The 23819-nt window shown below is 32.5% G+C and carries 19 protein-coding genes; 12 read left to right on the top strand and 7 right to left on the bottom strand.

Features of this window, described 5'->3' with window-relative positions; all coding sequences use genetic code 11:
- Positions 1-3 precede the first annotated feature (3 nt).
- Both SYO3AOP1_RS03630 and SYO3AOP1_RS03635 read right to left on the bottom strand, forming a co-directional pair.
- On the bottom strand, positions 4-939 hold the full coding sequence (locus SYO3AOP1_RS03630; protein WP_012459415.1) for an NADH-quinone oxidoreductase subunit H: 936 nt from the start codon (positions 937-939) through the stop codon (positions 4-6).
- Positions 940-941: 2 nt separating this feature from the next.
- Entirely contained in the window at positions 942-2930 is a 1989-nt protein-coding gene (locus tag SYO3AOP1_RS03635) for a proton-conducting transporter membrane subunit (protein WP_012459416.1), read from the bottom strand.
- Positions 2931-3485: 555 nt separating this feature from the next.
- Here SYO3AOP1_RS03635 and SYO3AOP1_RS03640 point away from each other — a divergent pair.
- Together SYO3AOP1_RS03640 and SYO3AOP1_RS09400 are read left to right on the top strand one after the other, a co-directional pair.
- Positions 3486-6083, top strand: coding sequence for a cation-transporting P-type ATPase (locus SYO3AOP1_RS03640; RefSeq protein ID WP_012459417.1), 2598 nt, complete (start codon positions 3486-3488; stop codon positions 6081-6083).
- 54 nt (positions 6084-6137) lie between these two features.
- Positions 6138-6308, top strand: coding sequence for a hypothetical protein (locus SYO3AOP1_RS09400; protein WP_012459418.1), 171 nt, complete (start codon positions 6138-6140; stop codon positions 6306-6308).
- 3 nt (positions 6309-6311) lie between these two features.
- Here the strand turns inward: SYO3AOP1_RS09400 and thiD are convergent, their stop codons facing one another.
- Both thiD and SYO3AOP1_RS03650 read right to left on the bottom strand, forming a co-directional pair.
- Positions 6312-7118, bottom strand: a complete 807-nt coding sequence (gene thiD / locus SYO3AOP1_RS03645) for a bifunctional hydroxymethylpyrimidine kinase/phosphomethylpyrimidine kinase (protein ID WP_012459419.1) — start codon at positions 7116-7118, stop codon at positions 6312-6314.
- 3 nt (positions 7119-7121) lie between these two features.
- The gene (locus SYO3AOP1_RS03650; protein ID WP_012459420.1) at positions 7122-7742 is read right to left on the bottom strand and encodes a pentapeptide repeat-containing protein; all 621 of its coding nucleotides are present in this window, start codon (positions 7740-7742) and stop codon (positions 7122-7124) included.
- Positions 7743-7803: 61 nt separating this feature from the next.
- Here SYO3AOP1_RS03650 and ispD point away from each other — a divergent pair, with 61 nt between their 5' ends.
- Positions 7804-8469: a 2-C-methyl-D-erythritol 4-phosphate cytidylyltransferase gene (ispD, locus tag SYO3AOP1_RS03655; RefSeq protein WP_012459421.1), complete on the top strand. Its 666-nt coding sequence runs from the start codon at positions 7804-7806 to the stop codon at positions 8467-8469.
- A 319-nt stretch (positions 8470-8788) separates the two neighbouring features.
- Here the strand turns inward: ispD and SYO3AOP1_RS03660 are convergent, their stop codons facing one another.
- The 3 genes from SYO3AOP1_RS03660 to SYO3AOP1_RS03670 all read right to left on the bottom strand — a co-directional run bounded on the left by SYO3AOP1_RS03660 (position 8789) and on the right by SYO3AOP1_RS03670 (position 13919).
- On the bottom strand, positions 8789-10732 hold the full coding sequence (locus SYO3AOP1_RS03660) for a glycoside hydrolase family 15 protein (protein WP_012459422.1): 1944 nt from the start codon (positions 10730-10732) through the stop codon (positions 8789-8791).
- Complete coding sequence (locus tag SYO3AOP1_RS03665) at positions 10710-11444, bottom strand: pseudouridine synthase (RefSeq protein WP_012459423.1); 735 nt, start codon at positions 11442-11444, stop codon at positions 10710-10712. Before SYO3AOP1_RS03665 ends, SYO3AOP1_RS03660 begins: the two co-directional genes overlap by 23 nt.
- A 336-nt stretch (positions 11445-11780) precedes the next feature.
- Positions 11781-13919: a cation-translocating P-type ATPase gene (locus SYO3AOP1_RS03670; RefSeq protein ID WP_012459424.1), complete on the bottom strand. Its 2139-nt coding sequence runs from the start codon at positions 13917-13919 to the stop codon at positions 11781-11783.
- A gap of 259 nt (positions 13920-14178) precedes the next feature.
- On the opposite strand from SYO3AOP1_RS03670, the gene SYO3AOP1_RS03675 reads away from it, so the two are divergent.
- The 9 genes from SYO3AOP1_RS03675 to SYO3AOP1_RS03710 all read left to right on the top strand — a co-directional run bounded on the left by SYO3AOP1_RS03675 (position 14179) and on the right by SYO3AOP1_RS03710 (position 23637).
- The gene (locus SYO3AOP1_RS03675; protein WP_012459425.1) at positions 14179-15699 is read left to right on the top strand and encodes an RNA-guided endonuclease TnpB family protein; all 1521 of its coding nucleotides are present in this window, start codon (positions 14179-14181) and stop codon (positions 15697-15699) included.
- Positions 15700-16217: 518 nt separating this feature from the next.
- The gene (locus SYO3AOP1_RS03680) at positions 16218-16643 is read left to right on the top strand and encodes a hypothetical protein (protein ID WP_012459427.1); all 426 of its coding nucleotides are present in this window, start codon (positions 16218-16220) and stop codon (positions 16641-16643) included.
- 13 nt (positions 16644-16656) lie between these two features.
- Positions 16657-17394 (top strand): LytTR family DNA-binding domain-containing protein, encoded by a 738-nt coding sequence (locus SYO3AOP1_RS03685; RefSeq protein ID WP_012459428.1) that lies wholly within the window; start codon positions 16657-16659, stop codon positions 17392-17394.
- 10 nt (positions 17395-17404) lie between these two features.
- Positions 17405-18340: a DUF1722 domain-containing protein gene (locus tag SYO3AOP1_RS03690; RefSeq protein ID WP_012459429.1), complete on the top strand. Its 936-nt coding sequence runs from the start codon at positions 17405-17407 to the stop codon at positions 18338-18340.
- A 634-nt stretch (positions 18341-18974) separates the two neighbouring features.
- A complete protein-coding gene (locus tag SYO3AOP1_RS03695) occupies positions 18975-20342 on the top strand; it encodes a c-type cytochrome (RefSeq protein ID WP_012459430.1) in 1368 nt (455 codons plus the stop codon).
- Between the two features lie 17 nt (positions 20343-20359).
- On the top strand, positions 20360-21733 hold the full coding sequence (locus SYO3AOP1_RS03700; RefSeq protein WP_012459431.1) for a c-type cytochrome: 1374 nt from the start codon (positions 20360-20362) through the stop codon (positions 21731-21733).
- Positions 21734-21765: 32 nt separating this feature from the next.
- Positions 21766-21924, top strand: a complete 159-nt coding sequence (locus SYO3AOP1_RS09405; protein WP_198001844.1) for a hypothetical protein — start codon at positions 21766-21768, stop codon at positions 21922-21924.
- Positions 21925-22086: 162 nt separating this feature from the next.
- Positions 22087-22395, top strand: a complete 309-nt coding sequence (locus tag SYO3AOP1_RS03705) for a hypothetical protein (protein WP_012459433.1) — start codon at positions 22087-22089, stop codon at positions 22393-22395.
- A gap of 9 nt (positions 22396-22404) precedes the next feature.
- Positions 22405-23637, top strand: a complete 1233-nt coding sequence (locus tag SYO3AOP1_RS03710) for an NAD(P)-binding protein (RefSeq protein ID WP_049751893.1) — start codon at positions 22405-22407, stop codon at positions 23635-23637.
- Positions 23638-23819 lie beyond the last annotated feature (182 nt).

The raw sequence follows: 23819 nt of genomic DNA on the forward strand, positions 1-23819 counted from the left end.
ACCTCACGTGTTGTAAATAATCAAAGAAATCAACGAAAGTATGAAAGCCAGTGTAAGAATTTCAGGCACTCTGAAAAATCTAAATTTAGCCATGCTCATCTCAATCAAAGCAACAGGTACAGCAAATAGAAGCATCTTTAAAATATATACAACAACACCTAATATAATGAATAAGATTGAAGTATCTTTATAAAATCCAAGAGGAAAGAAAAGATTTGACGCCAAAGTTAAAAATATAGTCAGCTTTATGTATGAAGACAGCTCAAAAAGTGCTAAATGTCTCCCGGATGCTTCTAAAATCATAGCTTCATGAACCATTGTAAGTTCCAAGTGTGTTTCAGGATTATCAAATGGAATTCTTGCATTTTCAGCCAAAGATACTATCAACAAAGATATCAAAGCAAAGGCTACGGAAACAGGAACATGTGAGATGCCAAACTGATGAACCTTCTCAAAAATCTCTCCTATATTTGTACTTCCGGTTTGAAGAGCAAAGGTAAAGATTATAAGCATAAAAGAAGCTTCAGACAATGCAGCTATTGTAATCTCCCTACTTGAACCAAGCCCACCAAATGCACTTGCTTGATCCATACCATACAAAGCTATAAAAAACACACCAAGAGCCAAAATATAAGCCAAAGCTATTATGTCTCCTGTAAAATTCAGTAAAGTGTACTTATTAATCACAGGTAAAAATGTTGCAGCCCATAATGTAGAAACAAAAACTACGTAAGGAGCCATTCTTGATATAAAAGAAGCATCTTTTGAAATCACAACTTCCTTTTTAAAAAGTCTGTAAATATCTTTATAAGCTTGTGTCAAAGGAGGTCCTTTTTGACCTCTCAAAATGCATTTTATTTTATGAATAAACGTTTTTATAAATGGAGAGATAGCTACTAAAATAACAAACTGTAAAAGCCCAATAACTATATTTTCCATCACTACCTCACAGCATAGAAAATAAAGGCAATCAAAGTAAGAATGATGTATGCAATGTAAACATGAATAATTCCAGGTTGAATGAAATACCTTACTTTTAAAACAATCTTGATAAAGATATCTGTAAGAGATAAAGCTAGATCTTCTATTCTATCTATGATTTCCAATTTGTAAGTCTTCTTTGGAAGAAAATATTTTTTGCCACTGAAAGATAGACTCTCTTTGATTTTATAAACAAAAGATAAAATTCTTCTGATAGGCTGAGAAAATCCGGATGCACTGTACTGAGCTTTAACTGTAAGATTGCTTTCTCCAAGACCACAAGCCCAAGTCTCGTATTCTCTCACATTGCCATTTCCTATTTTTCTAATCAAGAAGTAGGTAATTACAAAAATAACAATTCCGGCTATGGCTAAAATTGAAGTTGAAATTCTTCCAAAGTCGTAATCTGTTGAGATTAGCAGTAAGCCGTTTTTATAGATTATGTAGTTGTATATAGAAAAAGATGCTGTCTGTTTTAAAACTTCATCAATGACATAAACAGGTAAAATAGGAATCAAGCCTAAGATTACAACCATAAAAGCCAAAAATCCCATTCCTGTAAGCATAAAACCGTCAGATTCTGAAGCCTTTTTAACTTTGTCTGTTCTTCCTATTCCAAGAAATACAGTTCCATAGAGTTTAGCAAAGCTACCAAGAGCAAAAGCCCCGGTTAAAGCCAAAACAGAAGCAAACAAAGGCATTGTAAAAGATATAAACTCATAGTTTAACTTACTGCCAAATAACAAAGATTGGTAGATAAGCCATTCGCTGACAAACCCATTAAACGGTGGTAAAGCGGTTATTCCAAGAATACCAATTAAAAATAAAATTCCAGTCTTTGGCATAATTTTATTTAAACCGCCAAGCTCTTCCATATTTTTAGTATGTGTTTTAAATAAGACAGAACCAGCCCCTAAGAATAATAAACCCTTAAACACCGTATGGTTTAAAGTATGGTACAAGACAGCAATAAAAGATATTCCCATTAAAATCCATACATGGGAAGATTTAAAAATCATAGCAAGACCAACAGCAATTAAGATTATTCCGATATTTTCCATAGAAGAGTAAGCCAGCATCTTTTTAATATCTGTTTGTACGTAAGCATACAGAATTCCATAGATTGCAGACAAAGCCCCAATGAATAAAACAATGTATCCAAAAGCTACAGGCATATCCTTTAAAAACTCAAAATAAAATCTTATGAGCATGTATATAGCCGTTTTTATCATTACCCCAGACATTAAAGCGGAAACATTAGAAGGAGCAACAGGATGAGCCTTTGGAAGCCAAAAATGAAGCAGAAAAATACCGGCCTTTGTCCCAAAGCCAATCAAAGAAGTTAAAAATACTAAAAATTTTACATCTTCAGGCAAATTTACATTTACAAAATCTTTAAACTCAAGACTGCCGGAGTAGATATAAAGCAGTATAAAAGAGATGATTATAAAAGTTGTTCCAAGATGTGTCATAAATATATAAAAAATCCCGGCGTTTAAATTCTCTTGCTTTTTATAGTCAAAAATAACAAGCAAGAAAGAAACGACGGACATTATCTCCCACCAAATCAAAAAGGTAGGAACGTTTGCAGATAAAATCACCATAATCATAGAAAAAATAAACAAGTTATATAAAAACGTTAAAACTTTTTGATTTTCAAATTCTTTAATATAAGAAACAGAATATATTGATGAAGCAAAAGATAACAAAGACACAAGCCCAACAAAAAACAGACTTAGATTATCCACTTTATAGCTAAATGTTAAGAAAGGAATAACAGATTGAAATGAAACTATAAAATCAGTCCTTGAAAGTATCAAACTTATGGAAATTATAAGTAATATCAAACTTAGTAAGCTTTGAAGAATTAAAGAAAATCTTGGAATGAATGATAAAATTAATGGTAAAATAAGTATCGGTAGGTAAAATGGTTCTTCCGAAATCTCCAATTGTTCCTCCTTGTTTTTAAAAACGGGAATACCATTATACTTATTTTACACTATTTTATATAAGTCATGCAAGTTTGAAGGGTACTTTAAAATTTTAACTAAATCTAAAAATTAATTAACCTTTTGACCGTCATTTTAAAGCCATCTGAAGAATCTCTGCCTTTATGCCTCTACAGCGTCATTCTTGAGTGTAAGCGAAGAATCTCAACTCAAAGATGTCATTCTGAAGTCGGCGAAAAATCTCCTATTTTTCTTTTCAAAAAAAAATCAAAAGAGGAGATCCTTTTGACTAAAGTCCTCATGATGATGGGCAAGGGTAAACTTACAAAAATTTTGGAACACTCTCTGCAAGTTTGAGAAAATTGAAAACTATGATATTCTTCACTTCTGTGTATATTATGTGTCCATGTTTACAGTAATGACAAACACATAGGTTTATTCATACATATAAAAAATGTAGTTCTCTCGTTTTAAGTTTTAAAAGGTAGCAAATTTGGTTAAATTTTTCCTAAAATAGTATAATGAATACAAAACAATCAAACATTGTGATAAAATATGAAAATAAATGAAGTTTCTAAAGAAGAGGTTTTTTCATTACTTAAGACCTCGGAAAAAGGTCTTACAGAAAAAGAAGCTAAAAAGCGACTTTCTCAATATGGATATAATGAAATTGAGGAAGTTAAAAAATCTCCTATCATTTTTAAGTTTTTACGTCAGTTTACTCATTTTTTTGCAATCATTTTATGGGTTGCTGCAGGCTTAGCATTCCTTTCAGATTTAATTAATCCTGCGGAAGAAATGAAAAGTCTTGGTTTTGCGATAATTTTGGTTATTGTTATAAACGCTGTCTTTGCTTTTATTCAAGAGTATAAAGCTGAAAAATCTATTGAAAAGCTTAGACTTTTGGTTCCTCGCCGTTGTAGAGTGATAAGAGATGGTATTGAAAAAGAAATCTCTGCAACGGAGCTTGTTCCAGGAGACATAATTATTCTTTCAGAAGGAGATAAAGTTCCGGCAGATGCAAGGGTTATAGAGTCAAATTCTCTCACAGTAAATAATGCACCTCTTACAGGAGAATCTATTCCTATAGTTCTTACATGTAAACCTTTCTTTGGAGAATTAATCAAGAGCAATAATGTAGCTTTTGCTGGAAGTATGGTTATTTCAGGAAGTGGTAAAGCGGTTGTTTTTGCAACCGGCATGAATACTGAGTTTGGAAAAATTGCACATCTTACGCAAACTGTTCAAGCTGAAGAAACACCGCTTCAAAAAGAAATCACAAAAACATCAAAAATCATAGCCTTAGTTGCTATTTCAATAGGAATTATCTTTTTTGTTATCGGTAGTTTTATTGGAAGGAATTTTACTGAAAACTTTATTTTTGCGATTGGTGTTATAGTTGCTTTGGTTCCTGAAGGGATGCTTCCAACCGTAACACTTTCGCTTGCTATAGGAAGTCAAAGAATGTTAAGAAGAAATGCTCTTGTTAAAACATTGACAGCAGTAGAAGCTTTAGGGAGTATAACTGTTATATGCACTGATAAAACAGGTACTATAACACAAAATAAAATGGCTGTTAAAGATGTTTGGATATTTGATGAAAGTTCAAAAGATATGTTAATGAAAATTGCTTATCTTTGCAATAATGCTGAGATTGTAAATAATGAATATAAAGGAGATCCAACAGAAGTTGCTCTATTGAAATACGTTAGAGAAAAGTATGGGGATATTAATGCAGAAAGGTTTTTAGAAATTCCTTTTGATTATGAAAGAAAAATGATGACAACGGGAAATATAATAAATGGAAGAAGAATATTTCTTACCAAAGGGGCAGTAGAAAAAGTTTTACCATTATGTAAGTATGCATTAATAAAAGGAGAAAAAATTATTTTAGATGAAAGTCTAAAGCAGAAGATTTTAAATAAAAATAATGAATTGATGGACAAAGGTTTGCGTGTTTTGTGTTTTGCTTTTTCTGAAACTTGGCCTGAAAAAGATATGGTTTTTGTTGGTTTAGTAGGATTAGAAGACCCACCAAGACCGGGAGTCAAAGATGCTATAAAAACAGCCCATGAAGCAGGGATAAAAATAATCTTAATTACAGGTGATGCAAGTAGGACAGCATTGGCGATATCAAAAGAAATTGGGCTTGTAAAAAGAAATCCTGTCATTATTGAAAGTGAAGAGTTTCATAAATTAAGTGATAATGAGCTTAAAAATAAGCTCTCTTCAAAAGAAATTATTTTTACAAGAATGTCTCCAGCAGATAAACTTAGAATTGTTACTCTATTACAAGAAATGGGAGAAAGAGTTGCTGTTACTGGAGATGGTGTAAATGATACACCTGCTTTAAAAAAAGCTGATATCGGTATTGCCATGGGAAGTGGAACTGATGTTGCTAAAGAAGTTGCTGAAATAATTCTCCTTGATGATAACTTTGCTACTATAATTTCTGCAATTGAAGAAGGAAGAACTATTTATGAAAACATTAAAAAATTTATTTCTTATTTCTTTACATCAAATGTAGCCGAATTAATTCCATACATAGCATATGCTATTTTTAGAATACCTCTTCCTTTAAAAATCATGCAGGTTCTTGCTATAGACTTAGGAACAGATATACTTCCAGGTCTTGCCCTTGGAGCTGAAAAACCAACCAAAGAAGTAATGAAAAAACCACCAAGGAGTCACAAAGAAAGGCTTATAGATTCTTTTATTCTTATAAGGTCTTTTTTGATTCTTGGACCTATAGAGGCAGCAGCTGGTTTATTTGGTTTCTTTTATGTCCTTTATTCAGGTGGATGGCATTGGAACGAACCAATTTCTTCATCAAATATTTTATATATGCAAGCAACCACAGCTTGTTTAACTGGGATTGTAATTACTCAAGTGGCAAATGGATTTGCTTCTCGGACTTTTAAAGAGCCAGTTTTTAAAATAGGTTTATTCTCAAACAAATTCTTAATTTTTGGAATACTTTTTGAGATTCTATTGCAAATTTTCATAGTTTACCATCCTTTAGGAAATAAAATATTTTCAACTTACCCAATTCCAATAAAAATTTGGCTGATTTTAATTCCTTTCGCTATTTTGTTATTCACAATAGAAGAGTTTAGAAAAAACTTGATTATAAAGGATAATCAAAAACTTTGAAATAATAAATTTTTCAGTTAAATTTATCAACAACTAAAACTCGAGGATTTAATCATGGATGATTTCAACATAGAAAAAGTTTATGAAGTTAAACCTATAAGTGATGTTGATTCAAAAAGAGAGTTTATTAGAAAAAGAAATAAGAAAGTAAATGAAAAAACGCCTCCTATTCCAAAGCCTGAGAAAGAGAATACAGAAGAAGGACATATTGATATTTATGTTTGAAAACTATTGAAAATCTTTATAAAACTGCCACATATGATTTAAAGGTCCATGTCCATGACCAATATCTAAAGAGTGTTTAATTGCATTATGGACGTAGTCCTTAGCATTCTTTACAGCATCTAAAAGACTGTATCCTTTTGCAAGGTATGAAGAGATTGCGGCAGATAAAGTGCAACCTGTGCCATGTGTATTTTTTGTGTTTATTCTTTCTGATATAAGATATTCAAATCTGCTTCCATCATAAAACACATCAATAATTTTATCACCCTCACCATGACCGCCTTTTAAAAGCACTGCATTAGCACCATCTGAGTAGAGTTTTTTACAAGCTTTTTCTACATCTTCTAAGGATTTTATTTTAAATCCTATCAAGCTTTCAGCTTCAGGAATGTTTGGAGTGATTAAAACTGCTAACGGAATTATTTTTTCTTTTAAAATCTGCTCGTCGGCAACTTTTAACAACGGGTCTCCAGACTTAGACCTCGTCACGGTATCAACCACTAAATTTGGAATTTTAAAATCTTTTACAGCTTTAGCTACTGCCTCAACTATACCAGCATTTGATAGCATTCCAGTCTTTGCAGAATCAATGCCAATATCTTCTGCAACCACTTTTATTTGGTCGTATACTACTTGCGGTGGTAAATCATACACACCAAAAACTCCAACAGTGTTTTGAACTGTGATGGATGTAATGGCAGACATTCCATATACACCCAAAGATGTCATGGTCTTTAAATCTGCTTGAATGCCTGCACCACCACCACTATCAGAGCCAGCAATCGTTAAAACTTTCGGAATTTTTATCATCTGTTAATCATCAAAGTTGCTTGGAAGTATTTTTGAATAATTGACTTCTGCTTTTGAACCTTCAAGCCATGGCTTTCTACCATAAACTAAAACCTCTTCCGCTTCAACATTTTCAAACCAAGTACCAGCTAATTTAGTTTTTCTAAAATCACTAAAGCTAAATTTTGTCATTACAAAAGAAGCTTTTTGAAAATCTGAACCTCTTACATTAGAGTGTCTCATATCTACATAATCAAACACAGCTTCTGTAAATTTGCAATCTTCAAGTCTAACGTTTAACATATTGGCATTTTTAAAATTACTTTTTGATGCATCGCTTACTAAAATAGCCGTTCTAAATAAGTTAGCATTTTCAAAATTTGCATTTCTTAGATTTACTCTTTGCAAAACTGCTTTGTGTAAATTTGCATCTTTCAAGTTTGCATTTTCAAAATTAGCATCAGCAATAAAAGCACCTTCTAAATTTGCACCCTCTAAATTTGCATTTTTCAAATTTGTACCAGTAAAAGTTGCGTTTGATAAGTCTAAACCAGATAGATTAATACCTTCTAAGTCCATAAAAGAAAAGTCTAAATCTTTCCCTTCTTTTATTAATTTTTCTATTTCTTCTCTTGTAAGCTCCATAACTTTACCTCTACTTAATTAATTGATTTATAATTATATTTTAAATCCTTTGGAGTGCAATATGATAGGATGCATACTTTTAGCAGGTGGGAAAGGCAATAGATTTGGTGCAAAAAAACAATTTTTAGAAATAAATGGTTTAAAGATTTTTGAATACTCTTTAAAAACGATAGAAAAGGTGGAAGAGATAGATTTTGTAGTGGTTGTTTTACCAAAAGAGGATTTGGATATTGAGATAAAATCTTCCAAAAAAATAATAAAGGTCGAGGGTGGTAGCGAAAGACAGTTTTCTGTATATAATGGCTTAAGAGCAATTGCAGATTGTGATATTGTGGCAATTCATGACTCTGCACGTCCTTTTGCTACTGTAAATATGTTTAGAGATGGGATTAAAAATGTTAAAGCTGGCTGGGACGGTTCTATTACTGCTTATAGGTCTCCGGATACAATAAAGAGAGTGATAAATAATAAAATTGTTGAAACTTTAAATAGAGATGAAATTTATATAATTCAAACACCCCAAGTTTTTGATTTTAAAAAGCTCTTAAAAGCTCATGAGTATGCATTAGAGAATAATATTTTAGCAACAGATGACTCAGCTTTGATGGAAAAGCTTGGTTATAGAATTACTGTAAATGAGGGCAGTTTTTTTAATTTCAAGATTACTTATTTTAAGGATTTAGAGATTGTCGAATGTTTTATCAAAAGTGAAAAAGTGAAGGATTGATGGATGTTGGGGACAGTTCATAAACTGCCCTGTACATATAGTAAAAGGCAAGAAGTGGGACGTATTAACCCGATATATTTTAATATGGTAGGAAATACAACTATACGTTGTGTGAGAAATTCAATAAAAATATGAGATTCTTCGCTTCGCTCAGAATGACGAATAAGATTACCTTTTTTTCTAGTGCTTACTATTCAAGATTTCCCTGTCATCCTGAGGACTTTAGTCCGAAGGACCTACTTTTTAAATTCTATAAAAATCACTAATTTCTCACCCAAGGTACGGTAGGAAATAATATACAACTATTGTTTGTCTTTTTTTAAGCCATCACATAATCTGGTGTTTTGTCTTCAATCAATCTCTTATTCAATTTTTGTATTGAATAGCAAAACGAAGAATGAGACCATGTTAAAGGACATACAGATAACGGCTCTCCTGTGAATGGATGGAACTGCTCTGCCAACAATCCAGCCTGAGTTTTTCTCTTTATCACCCAGTTAATCAGCTGAAATGCTCTATCAAACAATCCAACCTGCGTATACCAGTTAGCAAGCCATAAAGTAGTTATTATCCAAGGATTTCCTGGTGTATCATCAGACACTTTGTGATAGTAATCGTTTTCATATCTTGCAAGACCACCAATCCCATTTTTTATCCAAAGCCTATCCTCTACTGTCCTTACAGTATTAACCATTCTATAATCTTCTGGGTCTATCACGCCAAATTCATGAACAAGAAGCAAACTACTTTCTACAGTTTTATCCTTAATGATATTTCCGTTTTTATCTCTGTATATTCCTCTTAAAAATCTTCCTTCTTCTTCATCATAAAGATGTGTCAAAATTCCATTTCTGATTTCTTCAGCTTTTTGATTGTACAAAACAGACTCTTCTTTATTTCCTACAAGTATAGCAAGCTTGGATGCAGCAATTAAACCTGCGTATACTGTTGATGTTGTATAAGTAAAAATACCTCTTCTTTCTTCCCATAAATCATAGCTTTCAAGGGGAAGGTTTAACTGTGGGTCTGTATATTTAACCATAAAGTTTGCAGCCTTTCTGACAAATCCGTTATACATATAGTCCACAAACTCAATATCTTTGCTATTTAAATAATGATTGTATAAAGCAACCACCACTAAAGCTGTCTCATCTTCTTGGATTGGAAGCTGATAATTTTCATCATCGTCACACCAAGGATGCCATGATGAACCTGCTGTTCCATCTGGAGAATATTTATGAAGAAGAAATCCTTCATCTGTTATATGCTGTTTACAGAATTTAAAAAATCTTTGTGTTAAGTTTGTATATCCTGCATTATCAAGAGACATAACAATAAAAGCACCATCCCTTGGCCAAAGATAGCTGTAATGGTCTTTGTTGAATTTATAAATTGATGTATCATTTGCGGCAACGATAGCACCGTTATTGTCAAAGTGAGCACGAATGATTAAAAGACTTTGATAATATAAGTCTTTTATATTTTTAGATAAAGCTGGTAGTAGCCTGTCTTTTGTCTTTATCCAACCTTGCCAAAACTCTTGTGTCTCTTCAAGTAAATGCTGTAATCCTTCATTGCTTACTTTATTTTTCAATTTAACTATATCATCATAACGATGACCAACTAAAAGATAGTAGTAAACTGTTTTATTTTCCAAAGGTTTTAGATTTTCAACTATTGCCCAAGCACTATCAATCTCTCCTTGAACTATCTTATTTCTGCTTAAATGACCTCTTTCAATCTCTAACCAAGAGCCGGATGTATGATTTTTCTTTGAGACGGTATATTCAAAATTGCTACTTTGAGACGAGATATAAATATACGTTGCGCCTTTGTAATGAATCAAACCTTTTAATTTTGGGTCGTAGTATGCAGTATTACCAATTTCAGATTCATTTAATTTAAATCCATGATAAAAAAATATTTTTACTTCCTTTTCTTCCTCTGTTAGATTTGTAATCTGGATTTGATGGATTAATATATCTGAATATTTATGAATAGCTGATTTAAAGTTTAGTTTGATGCCAAGCTCATCAGATTTAGCTTCTAAATTCGCAACTAATGAGTTTTCACAGTAGCTAAATTTTTTCTCCCAAGAGTCATCAATCCATTTAAACCTACCGTTTACGTATACACCAATAGAGTTTGCCTCTGAGTTTAAATGATTATACATTCCAATGTAAGGAAAGTAAAAGTCTCTAATAGCAAAGTTTTTATCTATATTAACAAAAAATTTTCCATTACTCAGCACTATCTCTTTCATAGATTGACCTTACCTCTTTGTCTGTTAAATGTTTAAATTGATGTGGCTTTAAGTTTTCAATAGAAATGCTATCTATTTTAACACGGACAAGTCTTTTTACTTTATGATTAAATTTACTTACATATCTTCTTAAGATTCTCTTTTTTCCGCTATGAATTTCAAAAAGTAGCCACGTACTATCTTTTGTGTGTTTTAAGATTTCAACTTTATCTGGCTTAAAAAAGCCGTCTTCTAAAATAGCTCCTTTTTTCATCTGATTTAGTGTTTCTTCGTCAACTTTTGGAACCACTTCTACGTGATAGACTTTTTTGATTTTATGCTTTGGATGGGCAATTTTGTTTGCAAACTCACCATCGTTTGTTAAGATTAAAAGACCTTCGCTATTATAATCAAGCCTTCCAACAGGAAATAAGTTTTCTTTGATATTTAATTCTTTAAGCAAATCTGTCAATGTTTTTCTTCCAAACTTATCTTTTCCAACTGCTGAAAGATAGCCAACAGGTTTGTAGATTTTTATGTAAATCTTTTTCTCTACCGGTTTTATGATATTACCTTCAACTTCTACTATATCTTTTTCTGGATTTATTTTAGCTCCTAAGTCTTTGATAATTTCTCCATTTACTTTAACCTTTCCTTCTTTTATAAGCTCATCTGCCTTTCTTCTGCTACATATTCCACTTTGTGCTATATATTTATTCAATCTTACTTGCATCTTTAACAGCCTTTATAAAATTTTTAATTATATAATATACACGTCAGGTGAGGTAGTTCAAAAATAAAGAGATTTTTAGTATGGATACAGATTACGTAAGAGATAAGAAAGTGATTTGAATGGGCAAGAAGAGAAAAGGAGATTCTTCGCTTCGCTCAGAATGACATCTAAGGTTATCCTTCCTTTAATGTTTATTATTCAGGCTTTTTCTGTCATCCTGAGGACTTTAGTCCGAAGGATCTCCTCTTTTAAAGAAAGTGAGAAGTAAGAAAGTGAATAAGTAAGATGCGAGATATTGATAAAATTTTTACACATCACCCGTCACTTTTCTAAAACCTAACTTATCTTGACTCTTAAAGAGTTCCCTATTACAAATACACTGCTTAATACCATTGCAAGAGCTGCAAAAATTGGGTTTAGATGTCCGGTTATTGCAAGACCCATTCCTATTATATTGTAAATGAAAGCCCAAAACATATTCGTATAAATTACTCTTTTAACCTTTCTTGCCAAGATTATAAGCAGTGGAATTTTTCTTAAATTATCACTTATCAGGCTAACGTTGGCTGATTCTCTTGTTAGGTCTGTTCCACAACCCATAGCAATTCCTATATCTGCCTTTGCTAAAGCCGGAGCATCATTTATACCATCCCCAACCATCGCAACGGTTTTTCCTTTGTTTTTTTCTTCTTCTATAAATCTTAATTTATCTTCCGGTTTAAGGTTTGCTCTAACATTTTCTATATCAAGAACTTTCTTTAAAACTTTTGCAAAATATTCAGAGTCTCCTGTCAAAACTTCTGTCTCTACTTTTAACTTTTTGAGAGCGTCAAATGCTATTTTTGCTTCCGGTCTGATTTTTTGAGAAAATGTCGCAACTGCAAGAATTTCTTTTCCATCTGTCAAATATGTTATAATCTCTCCATTTTCTAATGCTTGATTGATTAGACTTTTTATATTCTCATCAATTTGAACATCTTTTAAAAACTCTTGACTTCCGAGATAGTATTTTTTGCCGTTTATTTCACCAGAAACACCAAGCCCGTAATGGACTTTAAAATTTTCTACTTTCAACTCTTTACAATCTTTACACCATTTTACAAAGCTTACAGCCAAAGGATGTTCTGAATTTTTCTCTAAGGAATAAAAAATATCTTTTGCTTCATCATTTTTAAAGAACGTCTTTGAAACTTCCATTATTCTTTCTGTAATCGTTCCTGTTTTATCAAAAAACACTTTTTTAACAGATGCTATTTTTTCAAGAACATCCGCACCTTTAACAATGATTCCTTCTTTCATTGCTTGACCAAGTCCAAGCCATAGAGCCAAAGGGGCACCAATACTAAACGCACAAGGACAAGATATAAGTAATACAGATAAAAACACAATTAAAGCCTTTTCAAACCCGGCGTTTACATACCAGTAGATAAATGAAGATATTGATAAGAAAAAAACTATCGGCAAAAAGTAAAAAGCTATTCTGTCAGCTATTCTGTTTATTGGAGCTTTTGTATTTCTTATTTGCTTCATTATCTCAATGAATCTGTTTAACGTCCACTGTGATTGTGGTTTATCAACCTTTATCTTAAAACTCCCATCTAAAACAGTTGTTCCAGCATACAGATAATCCCCGGATTTTTTCAACACCGGGTTTATCTCTCCAGTTAAAACCGATTCATCAACATGACCAATTCCTTCTATTATCACACCATCAGCTGGCACTTTTTCACCCGGACGAATTTTAACTACATCTCCAACTTTAACCTCTTCAACAGGAACTTCAACTTCTACATCGTTTTTAATAATCGTTGCTTTTTTTGCTGTTAGGTCCATAAGCTGTTTCATAAAGTTTGAAGCTTTTACTCTTGAAGATGTCTCTAAATATCTTCCAAATGTTACTAAAACTAAAATCATTGTTGCGGTTTCAAAATATATTGCATTCTTACCGGTTAAAACTGAATAAACAGAAAGAAAGTAAGCAGAGAACGAGCCAATGGCAATAAGCGTATCTGTATTAAAGTTTAATAAATTTTCTTTTGAAAAAGAGTTTTTAAGAATAGGAACGCCAAGAATCAGCATAACAGGAGTGGATAAAACAAGGATTACGTATTTGATAAATCCTGTGAAAAGCTGCATTTCTTTGTCGTTTGGGTCAACAAAATGAGAGCCGTATATATAAGTGCTAAGCATCATTACGATCATTGCAAGGAAATAGCCAAATCCAAACTTTCCAAGGAAAGCCATTGCCGTGCCTTCATCACCACGAAGACCGGTGGTTTTATTTATTAGATAACATCCAAAACAGCAAAAATCTTCCATCTTACCATTTACTTCAAATTTTAGAGGTCTTCCAGTGATTGGAATTCCACACTGATAACATTCAGCGTTTTTTTCTTCACTTAGAGATATTGGACCACAGGAGCATGAAATAGTTGGCTTTATCTCTAAACTTTCCTTTTTCTCCTGACTTTCCAAGAAGTGCTCCTTCTGTGTTTTTAAGATATAAAATTATATATCAATTAACGTTGATTTCAATTTAATACTAGAAAAAATTAATTTACTGATTATTCCTCACAGTCTCACTTCTCATATTCTAAAGTCGTGCGGGGTATCTCCGCCTTTTTGTCTTAGAACTAGTCTCTGATTTAATACTCTTTTATGTTTTTCTCTTAATAAATTTATACTTTTTGTTTTATAATATTACCATGAAGCTATCACAGTGGGTAAAGAAAGAATGAGTAGTGAAGAGAAAGAAAGAACATTAGAAGATAGAGAAGATAGAATATTTGGTTCTTATTTATTTATAAATTATGCAAATAAAGGCAAGATAGAAAAAGTCAAAAATGCCCTTACAGAATACAGAAAAACTGCCAAAGATATATCTAAGTTTCTATGGAACATTTTCTTTCACACAGGCAAACTTCCTCACAGAAAGAAAATAAACATCAAACATATTCCAAGTTATCTATCAGAACGTTATAAATACGTTTGCTTATGGCAAGCTTACGATGTTTTAAGTAGCTATATAGCAAATATTCAATATCAGTTTGCCAATATTGTATTTGGTAGCAGTTTAAGTAAAGAGGACAAATTAATATTACTTGCACTAAATAACGTCAAGGGTTGGCTTATATACGATAAAGATGAGATAGAAATATATGAATATGAGAAAAAGGGCAAGAAAAGAATAGTTAAAGTTTCAGAATTCCATAGAAAATTAGCAAAGAAAATATTTAAACATCTGCTTGGTAAAAATAGAAGACCAAGATTTAATAATATCTCAATGCATTTAGACGGTAAAGTAGTAGAAATAAGTAAGAAGGAAAAAGACGGTGCTAAGAGTTTTGATTACTGGATAAAAATATCTACATTAGAGAAAGGAAAGCCAATATATATACCACTTAAAGCAAATACATATGCAGAAAAAGTAGAAGGAGAATTTTTAAATTACTGTCAGGTAATTGAAAATGATGGAAAGATAGAATTTAGAATAATAAAACAGTTGAAAAAGAAGGAATATACACCGCTTACCGACGAGATAGCAATTGATTTGGGATTAAATCCATTGTTTGCAACAGATAAGGGAGATTTATTTGGTAGAAGCTTTTTTGATATTTTGAAAGCTTTTGATAAGAAAATAACAAAAAGAATGGCAAGTTTGCAAAAGAGAAAGATAAAACCAAGAGATGATAAGAAATACAGAAAATATAGAGATAACTTAAGAGATTATCTGAAAAATGAGATAAATAGACTGATAAACGTTATTGTAGAAACTTATAAGCCAAAAAGAATCATTATAGAGAGATTAGATTTTAGAAGCCCTGAGCTTTCTAAGAGACTAAACAGAATGATACAAAATTTTGGAAAGAGATATATAAAACAAAAATTAGAGAGATTGCAACAGCTTTATGGAATTGAAATAATAGAAATAAATCCAGCTTATACAAGTCAAGAATGTAGCTCTTGTGGATATATAGATAAAAAGAATAGAAAAGATACTCAAGAATTTGAATGTAAAGTATGTGGAAATAAAACAAATGCACAAGTAAATGGAGCTAAGAATATTCTCAAGAGAAGTTCTCTTGGGAGTTTATATCTGACAAAAAAGCAAGTCCTCAAGATACTGATAGAAAGGTATCTTGAGAGACACAAAGGGTGTAAGAGTCCTCCCTTGGATGTTATCAAAGGTAATCCATACTTTAAGGATTATCTTGATAGCATTTTAAACCCTTGTCAGAACCTAACGCCAAGTTAGGTGTGTATAGACAAATATTTTTCCATACATGGAATATTTGTCTATGCAGAGGGGAACTCTTCTTAACTATTCAAAAAATCAAAAATGAGACCCTTCAGACTTACGTCCTCAGGATGAAAAATGAAGTGTAAAAAAAGTTGTCATTCTCAGTAAAGCGAAGAATCTCATACTCTTTTTGAATTTCTCACCCGACTTATTATGTAATAATTATTTTAAAAATCACCACAACGATTTTATTCATGTTTAAAATCCATTATCTATAAACTGAAAAATCAATCACATAAAACGACACAATCTCCATTTAAAAGCCTTATCGCTGCTTTACTCTTATAATGTAAATTTATCTTAGGGAGGTATAAGTCATGTTGCCAGAATCTATGAGGTTTTTAAGAATCGGTTGGTGGGTAGTTCATGTGATTGGAATTAGCCTTGTGTTCTATCTTGGGCATAAGTTTGGTAGTGCAATCTTTGGTCAGTGATGCTAAAATTTTTCCTCCCTAATGTTAGGGAGGTTTTTTATGTATCTTTTTTTGAAATATCTGCATATACTTGCCGTGATAAGTTGGATAAGCTCTTCAAGCTCTATGTCGTTGTATTTGATTTATAAAACCTTTGTTTTAAAAGATGAAAATCAAGAAAAAGAAAGAAAATTTTACAAATATTTAGTATACTTAGAAGTATTTTTGTTTTCAGCAGTAATATCGCTTGGATTAAGCTTATACTTTTTATTCTATGATGATTTTTCAATAACTTGGTTAAGAGTTAAGATTCTGATAGCTTTGCTGTTTTTTGCTCCCATGGAAGCTTTAAATCTTTATTTTGTTTTAAAGGCGAAAAACATAGAAGATTATAAAAAGTATGATAAATTTGTATTGATAATTTCACCATTTTTAATACTTTTTGGGTTAATTATTATTTACATGGCTGTTTTTAAGCCAGATTAAAGGAGGTTTGATCATGAATGTTTTTATCGTGGAAGATGAACCAATCGCAAGAGAAAGATTGATTAGACTTTTAAAAGAGATTGGAAACGTCAATATTGTTGGAGTTGCTGACAGTAAGGAAAAAGCTCTATCGGAGATGAAAGATAAAGAGATTGATGTGTTATTTTTAGATATTAAGCTTCCAGACGGCACAGGTTTAGAAATTGCAAAAGAAGTCATTGAGGGTATGGATAATCCGCCTTACATAATCTTTGCAACGGCAAACGGAGACTTTGCACTTGATGCCTTCAAAGCAAATGCAATAGATTATCTATTAAAGCCATTTACAAAGGAAGATGTAGAAAAAGCATTAGAGAAAATAAAAAACATAGAAAACAAAAGCTTTAACCTTGCAAAGATAGCAACCATTACTACAAACACAGAAATACTCATACCAGTAAAACATCTTAGTAAGATAGTTCTTTTAAAGCCAGATGATATTTATTACATAAAGGCTGAACTTTCTGAAACAGTCATAAGAACAAAGGATAAAGAGTACATTTCCAACAGAAAGCTGTATGAGTTTGAAGATATTTTAAAATACATAGGTTTTTTTAGAGTTCACAAAAGCTACTTAGTAAATCTTACAAAAATTAAAGAGATGAAGTCAGTAGAACAAAGTAAATTTTTAATCACATTCCAAGATATACCAGACACTTTAAAAACAAGCAGAGATGGTGCAAAATATCTAAGAGATTATCTAAACATTTAAAGGAAAAATCATGAGTCATTACAAGCCAAGAATCGTTTTAAGTAGATGTTTAAACATAGAGCCGGTTAGATACAACGGCGGTATTGTAAACGATGAGTTTAGCAAAAGACTTCTTGATTATGTTGAATACATAACAGTTTGCCCAGAAGTAGACATAGGAATGCCTGTTCCAAGACCTTCTGTCTTGCTTTACAAAAAAGACAATCAGATAAGAATGATAGAGCCAAACAGTATGAAGGATTACACAGAAGAAATAATAAGCTACTCAGAAAATTTTTTAAAATCTGTTGGAGAGGTTGACGGATTTTTACTAAAAGCAAAATCTCCAAGCTGTGGAGTAAAAGATGCTAAACTTTATCAAGAAAACTTAAAAGGTTTGATAAACGGAAAAAGTAGCGGTTTATTTGCACAAAAGGCTATGGATCATTACTCCTACTTACCGGTTGAAGATGAGGGAAGGTTGAACGACTACTGGATAAGAAGAGACTTTTTAACAAAGATTTTTTCTTATGCAAGATTAAGATATTTGAAGGATAATTATAAAGATATTAACGATTTGCTAAAATTTCACCAAGAACATAAATATTTGCTTATGCTTTATGACCCAAACGCTTTAAAAAAGATGGGAAATATACTTGCAAACTGGAAAAAGTATGGATTAGATGAGACAATGAATCAGTATGTTAATTTATTCTATAGTGCTTTATCTAAAAGGTCGAATTTAAACAAACATTTAAACGTCATCCAGCATATATACGGACATTTCTCAGACAAAATCTCCCAGTCAGAAAAAAAGCATCTACTTAGAATGATAGATAAATTTACAAATAACAGACTTCATCTTGAAGGTCTTATTGAATACATTAAAAGCTTCATATACAGGTTTAACGACAACTATCTAAAATCACAAGTTTATTTGAATCCTTTTCCGGAGGAGTTGATGTAGGAAGTGAGAAAGTTAATTTAACACATTTAGAGCAAAACCGTTCCAGAAATCCACATTGTCATTCTGAGCAAATTGAAGAGTCTCCTGTTTTTCTTTTCAAATCAAAAAAAGAAATCCTTCGGACTAAAGTCCTCAGGATGACGTAGAAAGGTTGAACGGTAAGCATTATAAAAAGAGTAATCTTATTCGTCATTCTGTAGCCGGCGAAGAATCTCCGTCTTTTACCTCTCACTTTCTCACCTTATTTAAAAGAGTAGATCCTTCGGCATACAGCCTCAGGATGACACGGAAAGGTAAGCTTGCAAGAATTTTGGAACACTCTTATCCTTGAGCTAATTTAAAAGCCCTTAAAGAAAATCTAAGATTTACTTACTTTTTCCTATTTTTACGTTCTGTTTAAATTTCTTTTCTTGCTTGCCTCTACATCTTGTAGTCTTTTTATTTCTTTTTAGTGTTTTTAAATTCCATTTTATTTTTCTTTTAAAAAATAAATATTTAAAAATTACTTATCAAAATTAATATTCAATAAATCATTAATTAATCAATCTTTTTCTAAATATTGACAAAAATCATATTTTAGTTTAAAGTGATTTTAATGTTAACTTTAATAAAATTTTAACAGGAGGTGTAAGTCATGTTTGACTATCCAATTTTTGAGATGCCCGTTTTAGGGCATAGGCTCATCTTTGCGATTGATGCGATCCTCCACGTTCTCATCTCTCACGGTGCTGCGGTTGGTGGAAGCATCGTACTTGCTCTTACTCAGTGGTATGCCATCAAAACTAACGACCAGAAGCTCTATGACCTAACCTACAAAATCTTGTTTGTTCTGTTTATTGCTGCAACCGCCATCGGTGCTTTGACAGGAATAGGTATATGGATACACGCAAACATCATAGACCCACCGGCTATTGGCTCACTGCTTAGAGTTTTCTTCTGGAAATGGTTTACAGAATGGATAGTGTTTAACGTTGAGTTAATTTTCTTACTTGCGTGGTTTTTAACTTGGAAAACGTACGGCTGGGAAAAAAGAACTAAAAATTTAAAGTTTGGAATTGTTTACGCAGTTGCAAGCTGGCTTACGATGGTTATCATCACTGCGATACTTGGATTTATGCTAACACCAGGAAACTGGCTTAAATCAGACTTTCCAGCTCAGCCAGACTATATAGCATCACTCTTTAACCCAAGCTGGATACCATCTTTAATGTTTAGAACATTCTTTGCTATCGGCTTTGCTGCTGCAATATCAATGTACTGGACTTGGTGGTTTACAAGAAATGATTTAGCATTAAGAGAAAAAGCTGAGAGATGGTTTGGAAGAATTGTGCTTGCAACCATTCCAATTACAATTATCTTTGGATTGTGGTACTATGCACAAATTCCTCAAGAAGCAAAAAGCTTAATGTTTGTTGCAGGATTAACAACCAAATATATTGGTCATAAAGAAATGCTGATTATAGCACTTTTTGGAGCGTTTGTTTTAATCCTTGTTGCAGTCTTTGCTTTCTACCTAAAACCAAAAGCTGTTCCGTTTGCCTTAGCGTCTTTAATGATGGTTTCTTATGTGTTCTTAGTGGCTGAGTTTGAAAGAATTAGGGAATTTGTAAGAAAGCCTTATATAATTTATGGATACATGTATGCCCATGGAATTAGAAATTTTGACGTTGCACATTTAAATAACGTTGGTGTTTTAAAGTATGCGTCTTTCGTTCCTCAACAGTACAGAGCTATTACAGAAGAAAACAAAGTTAAAGTAGGTGAGTATTTGTTTAAGCTTGAATGTAGAGTTTGCCACTCTGTAAATGGAGTAAATGCAATAACCAAGAAAGTTAAAGGTTTAGATGAGAATGCTATCTATCACAGAATAGGAGCTTTAAACTCTCCAGCAACTCCTTTTATGCCGCCATTTGTAGGAACAGATGAAGAGAGAAGAGCATTAGCAGCATACCTTGCTACATTGGTAGAGCAAAAGCAAACCCAAACAGCAGTAAATAAATAAAAACGGAGGTGGAAAAAATGAATAATCCAAATAACCCAATGTTTCCTTACCTTCCCCATGATATACCTTTACCCCTTCCAACAGGTGGAATGGATGCTTTATTAGTCCCTGTTTTTCATATTCTTCTGGTTGTTTCATTCTTAGTTCACATAGTCTTCATCAACGTTTTACTTGGCTCTTCTGTTTTATCTGTGATTAACAACTGGATAGGTCATTTAAAAAATGACAAAAATTATGACAAAGTAGCATACTTACTAACTACACCTGTAACCATTAGCGAAAATATGGGGGCGTTATGGGGGGTTGCTCCTCTTTTGATTGTTAGCGTTATGTACACGGCTTTCTTTTATTCGGCTTCTGTTATGAACTCACCTCAATGGCTCCATATAATTTGGGGAAACGTAGTAGCCTTTTTAATCTCATATCTGTACAAATTTACTTGGCACAAACTCGAAGACCATAAAGCACTGCATATCACCATAGGTGCTATAGCTGCTATACTGTTTTTATCACTGCCTCCTGTGTTTATGTCTACGGTACAACTTTACATAACACCATCAACCTGGACGCCAAACACTCACTTTTGGGATGTTGTTTCAAGACCTGATGTACTGTTTAGATTGGCTCACTTTTACCTTGGAGCGTTTGCAGTAAATGGCATGTTTATGCTCTTGTACGGAGTTTATAAAAAAAGTAAAGGTCAAGATTTAGAGGCGGCAAACATCCTTATCAGACAAGGAAAAGCGTGGTTTTTAGTTCCAACTGTTTTAAACCTTTTTGTTGGAACGTTGGCATTCTTCCAATTTCCTAACTACGGAATTGAAAACTTCTATTCAAAAGGATTTGAAGTATTTATAATCATTTCAGTTGTATCCGCTCTTGGTGCGATTGCTATCTTGCTTAAAGAGTTCTTCAACGATAATATCTCACCAAAGCATGCTTATGTGGCTGCTGGATTATTGTTAGTAACGCTTATATCAATGGGAATAACAAGACACGGAATGAGAGTATCACTACTTGAACCGGCAATAGCACAAATGCAAAAACAAACACAGGAGTACTTAGCAGCAGTAGAAAAAGATTACAAAGAAGCAAAAACTAAGCCATCTGGAATTTCTGTTGCAGAGGCGGCTAACCTATCAGAAGGAGAAAAATTGATTGCAAAAAATGGCTGTACAGCATGCCATGCAGTTGATACCAAAATAGTTGGACCTGCTTTTAAAGATGTTGCTAAAAAAGGATATACTGCGGACAGAATAGTAAAACTAATCTATCAGCCTGAGCCTTCAAACTGGCCTGGTTATACTCCAATGCCACCTATGACAAACGTACCAAAAGATGAGGCAGAAAAGATCGCAAAATGGATAACAGAGCTTAAAAGAAAAATCTAAGCTTTGAGGGTCTTTTGACCCTCTCTTTTTCTTTGTTTTTACAGTTTTTAATAGCTGTATTTTTGTATTTGATATATAAAGATGCAAAAGAGATAGAAAGAAAGTTTTTTAAATGGCTATTGATTGTATACATATTTTGGGAGTTATTTCACGTAGGATATAACGTCTTACTTTTAGCTACCAACTGGTAGTTGTGTTTTCTCACCACACCTCAGACTTTAGGACCCTTAGAGGGTCTCTCTTTTTAATCCCCTAAACTCTAAAATCTAACCGTTATACTTAAATAACAACCCTTCAAGCTTTTGGTCAAAATCCTTATCATTATTCTAAATCAAACCTTAGAGGTATAGACCATGAAGTGTATAAAATTAGACTACCTGTCTATCATAAAAATAAGACCGGCTGATAATTTTGTCTATTTTGAAGGGCAAGGATGCTTTGAGACTGTTATAACCTTTAAATCTAAACAAAGCTATGAAGTGATAATCACTTACTACTACAAAGATTTTGAAGAAAAGATAGAGGTTAAAGGTAAAAGCACTTCCAAAATCTGCATTCCTTCTGATTTGTTTAAGATAGAAATCATCAAAAAGCCACAAGATTTGGAAGTAATAGCATCAAGCCTGAATGATTACTTTGATGAAATGTTATCTTTAAACTAAGGAGAATGTATGTTTGATTATGTAGTAGTTGGTGGTGGAATTGGCGGGGTGGTTTCTTACGCAATTTTAAAAAAGATAGGCAAAAAGGTGGCACTGCTTGAAAAAGAGTCATACTTAGGAGGTTGTAGTGGAACATTCAAAAGAAAGGAATATCTGTACAATGTTGGAGCTTCTACCTTAGTTGGACTACAAGACCATATGCCCCTTGGGAAAGTTTTTAAATTCTTAAACCTTCCAAAACCAAAGGTAAAAAAGCTTGAAGTTCCAATGGTTGTATTCGCTGGAGATAAAGCTATAAAAAGATATTCAGACAGAGAAAAGGCGGTCTTAGAGCTTGAGAATAATTTCAATTATAAAAACCTAAGGTCTGTTTGGCAAAAGGTTTACTCTATCTCTGATGCTAACTGGCAGAATATTTACAATGTGATACCCATAAATTATAAAAATCCAAAACTGCTTTTTAAAAAATTTGCCGAGAATTACAAATACTTATTAAAAGCTTTCCCCTATCATTTTAAGACTTCTTACGATTTTTTTAAAGACAATCTTGGAGATTTTGACGAGGACTTTAAAGACTTTTTAGACAATCAGATTCTGATGACATCTCAAGGATATAGTAAAGACGTTCCTATCTCCGTTGGGTCTATGGGTTTGACGTATCCAAACCTTGACAACTACTACGTTTATGGTGGAATGGGAAAGGTTTTTGACTACTTAGTTAGTGATTACAAAAATGTTTTTTTGAAACACAAAGTGATAAAAATAAAAAAAGTAAAAGATTTTTTCCAAGTGATAACAGATAAAGAAGTCTTTGAGGCTAAGAATGTGATTTTAAACAAAACTATATGGGATTACTGTGATTTACTTGAAGATTTTAAAGATGCTTGCATCAAAAACAGAAAAAAATATTCAAAAATCTGGTCAAGCCTGACGATATACTTTAATTTGGAAGATAGAAATAACGTAGTTGATGAGCATCGCTACCAAATAATCCATAAAGACATAAACCCTTATACCGGCAGCAACTCATTTTTTGTCTCAATCTCAGACAAAGAAGATGAAGTCCTTACAAAAGACGGAGAAAAATCTGTCATCATATCAACCCACTGTAAAATATCATTTTGGCAAGATTTAAGCAAACAAGAGTATCTTGAAAAAAAAGAGAAAGCAAAAGATTTTATTTTAAACAGGCTTTTCGAATACGTGCCAAAATTTAAAGATTGTAAGATAAAAACGTCATAGTAGGAAGTCCAAAGACTTTTCAGCGATACACCGGAAGGTATAACGGAACGGTTGGCGGAATACCGCTTATAAAAGATTACATTCCCTTTAAGTATCCTTTTAACTTTACGCCTATAAAAGGAGTTTATTTAGTTGGAGATTCTGTTTTTCCCGGTCAAGGCTGGCCGGGTGTTATAATTGGT

The sequence above is a fragment of the Sulfurihydrogenibium sp. YO3AOP1 genome (genome assembly GCF_000020325.1).
Classification (GTDB): domain Bacteria; phylum Aquificota; class Aquificia; order Aquificales; family Hydrogenothermaceae; genus Sulfurihydrogenibium.

Coding starts and splice junctions, on each gene's coding strand:
- SYO3AOP1_RS03665 (WP_012459423.1), bottom strand. CDS start 11,444: ATGCAAGTAAGATTGAATAAATATATAGCACAAAGTGGAATATGTAGC.
- SYO3AOP1_RS03690 (WP_012459429.1), top strand. CDS start 17,405: ATGAGTCATTACAAGCCAAGAATCGTTTTAAGTAGATGTTTAAACATA.
- SYO3AOP1_RS03675 (WP_012459425.1), top strand. CDS start 14,179: ATGAGTAGTGAAGAGAAAGAAAGAACATTAGAAGATAGAGAAGATAGA.
- SYO3AOP1_RS03700 (WP_012459431.1), top strand. CDS start 20,360: ATGAATAATCCAAATAACCCAATGTTTCCTTACCTTCCCCATGATATA.
- SYO3AOP1_RS03695 (WP_012459430.1), top strand. CDS start 18,975: ATGTTTGACTATCCAATTTTTGAGATGCCCGTTTTAGGGCATAGGCTC.
- thiD (WP_012459419.1), bottom strand. CDS start 7,118: ATGATAAAAATTCCGAAAGTTTTAACGATTGCTGGCTCTGATAGTGGT.
- SYO3AOP1_RS03680 (WP_012459427.1), top strand. CDS start 16,218: ATGTATCTTTTTTTGAAATATCTGCATATACTTGCCGTGATAAGTTGG.
- SYO3AOP1_RS03685 (WP_012459428.1), top strand. CDS start 16,657: ATGAATGTTTTTATCGTGGAAGATGAACCAATCGCAAGAGAAAGATTG.
- SYO3AOP1_RS03630 (WP_012459415.1), bottom strand. CDS start 939: ATGGAAAATATAGTTATTGGGCTTTTACAGTTTGTTATTTTAGTAGCT.
- SYO3AOP1_RS03705 (WP_012459433.1), top strand. CDS start 22,087: ATGAAGTGTATAAAATTAGACTACCTGTCTATCATAAAAATAAGACCG.
- SYO3AOP1_RS03660 (WP_012459422.1), bottom strand. CDS start 10,732: ATGAAAGAGATAGTGCTGAGTAATGGAAAATTTTTTGTTAATATAGAT.
- ispD (WP_012459421.1), top strand. CDS start 7,804: ATGATAGGATGCATACTTTTAGCAGGTGGGAAAGGCAATAGATTTGGT.
- SYO3AOP1_RS09400 (WP_012459418.1), top strand. CDS start 6,138: ATGGATGATTTCAACATAGAAAAAGTTTATGAAGTTAAACCTATAAGT.
- SYO3AOP1_RS03640 (WP_012459417.1), top strand. CDS start 3,486: ATGAAAATAAATGAAGTTTCTAAAGAAGAGGTTTTTTCATTACTTAAG.
- SYO3AOP1_RS03650 (WP_012459420.1), bottom strand. CDS start 7,742: ATGGAGCTTACAAGAGAAGAAATAGAAAAATTAATAAAAGAAGGGAAA.
- SYO3AOP1_RS03710 (WP_049751893.1), top strand. CDS start 22,405: ATGTTTGATTATGTAGTAGTTGGTGGTGGAATTGGCGGGGTGGTTTCT.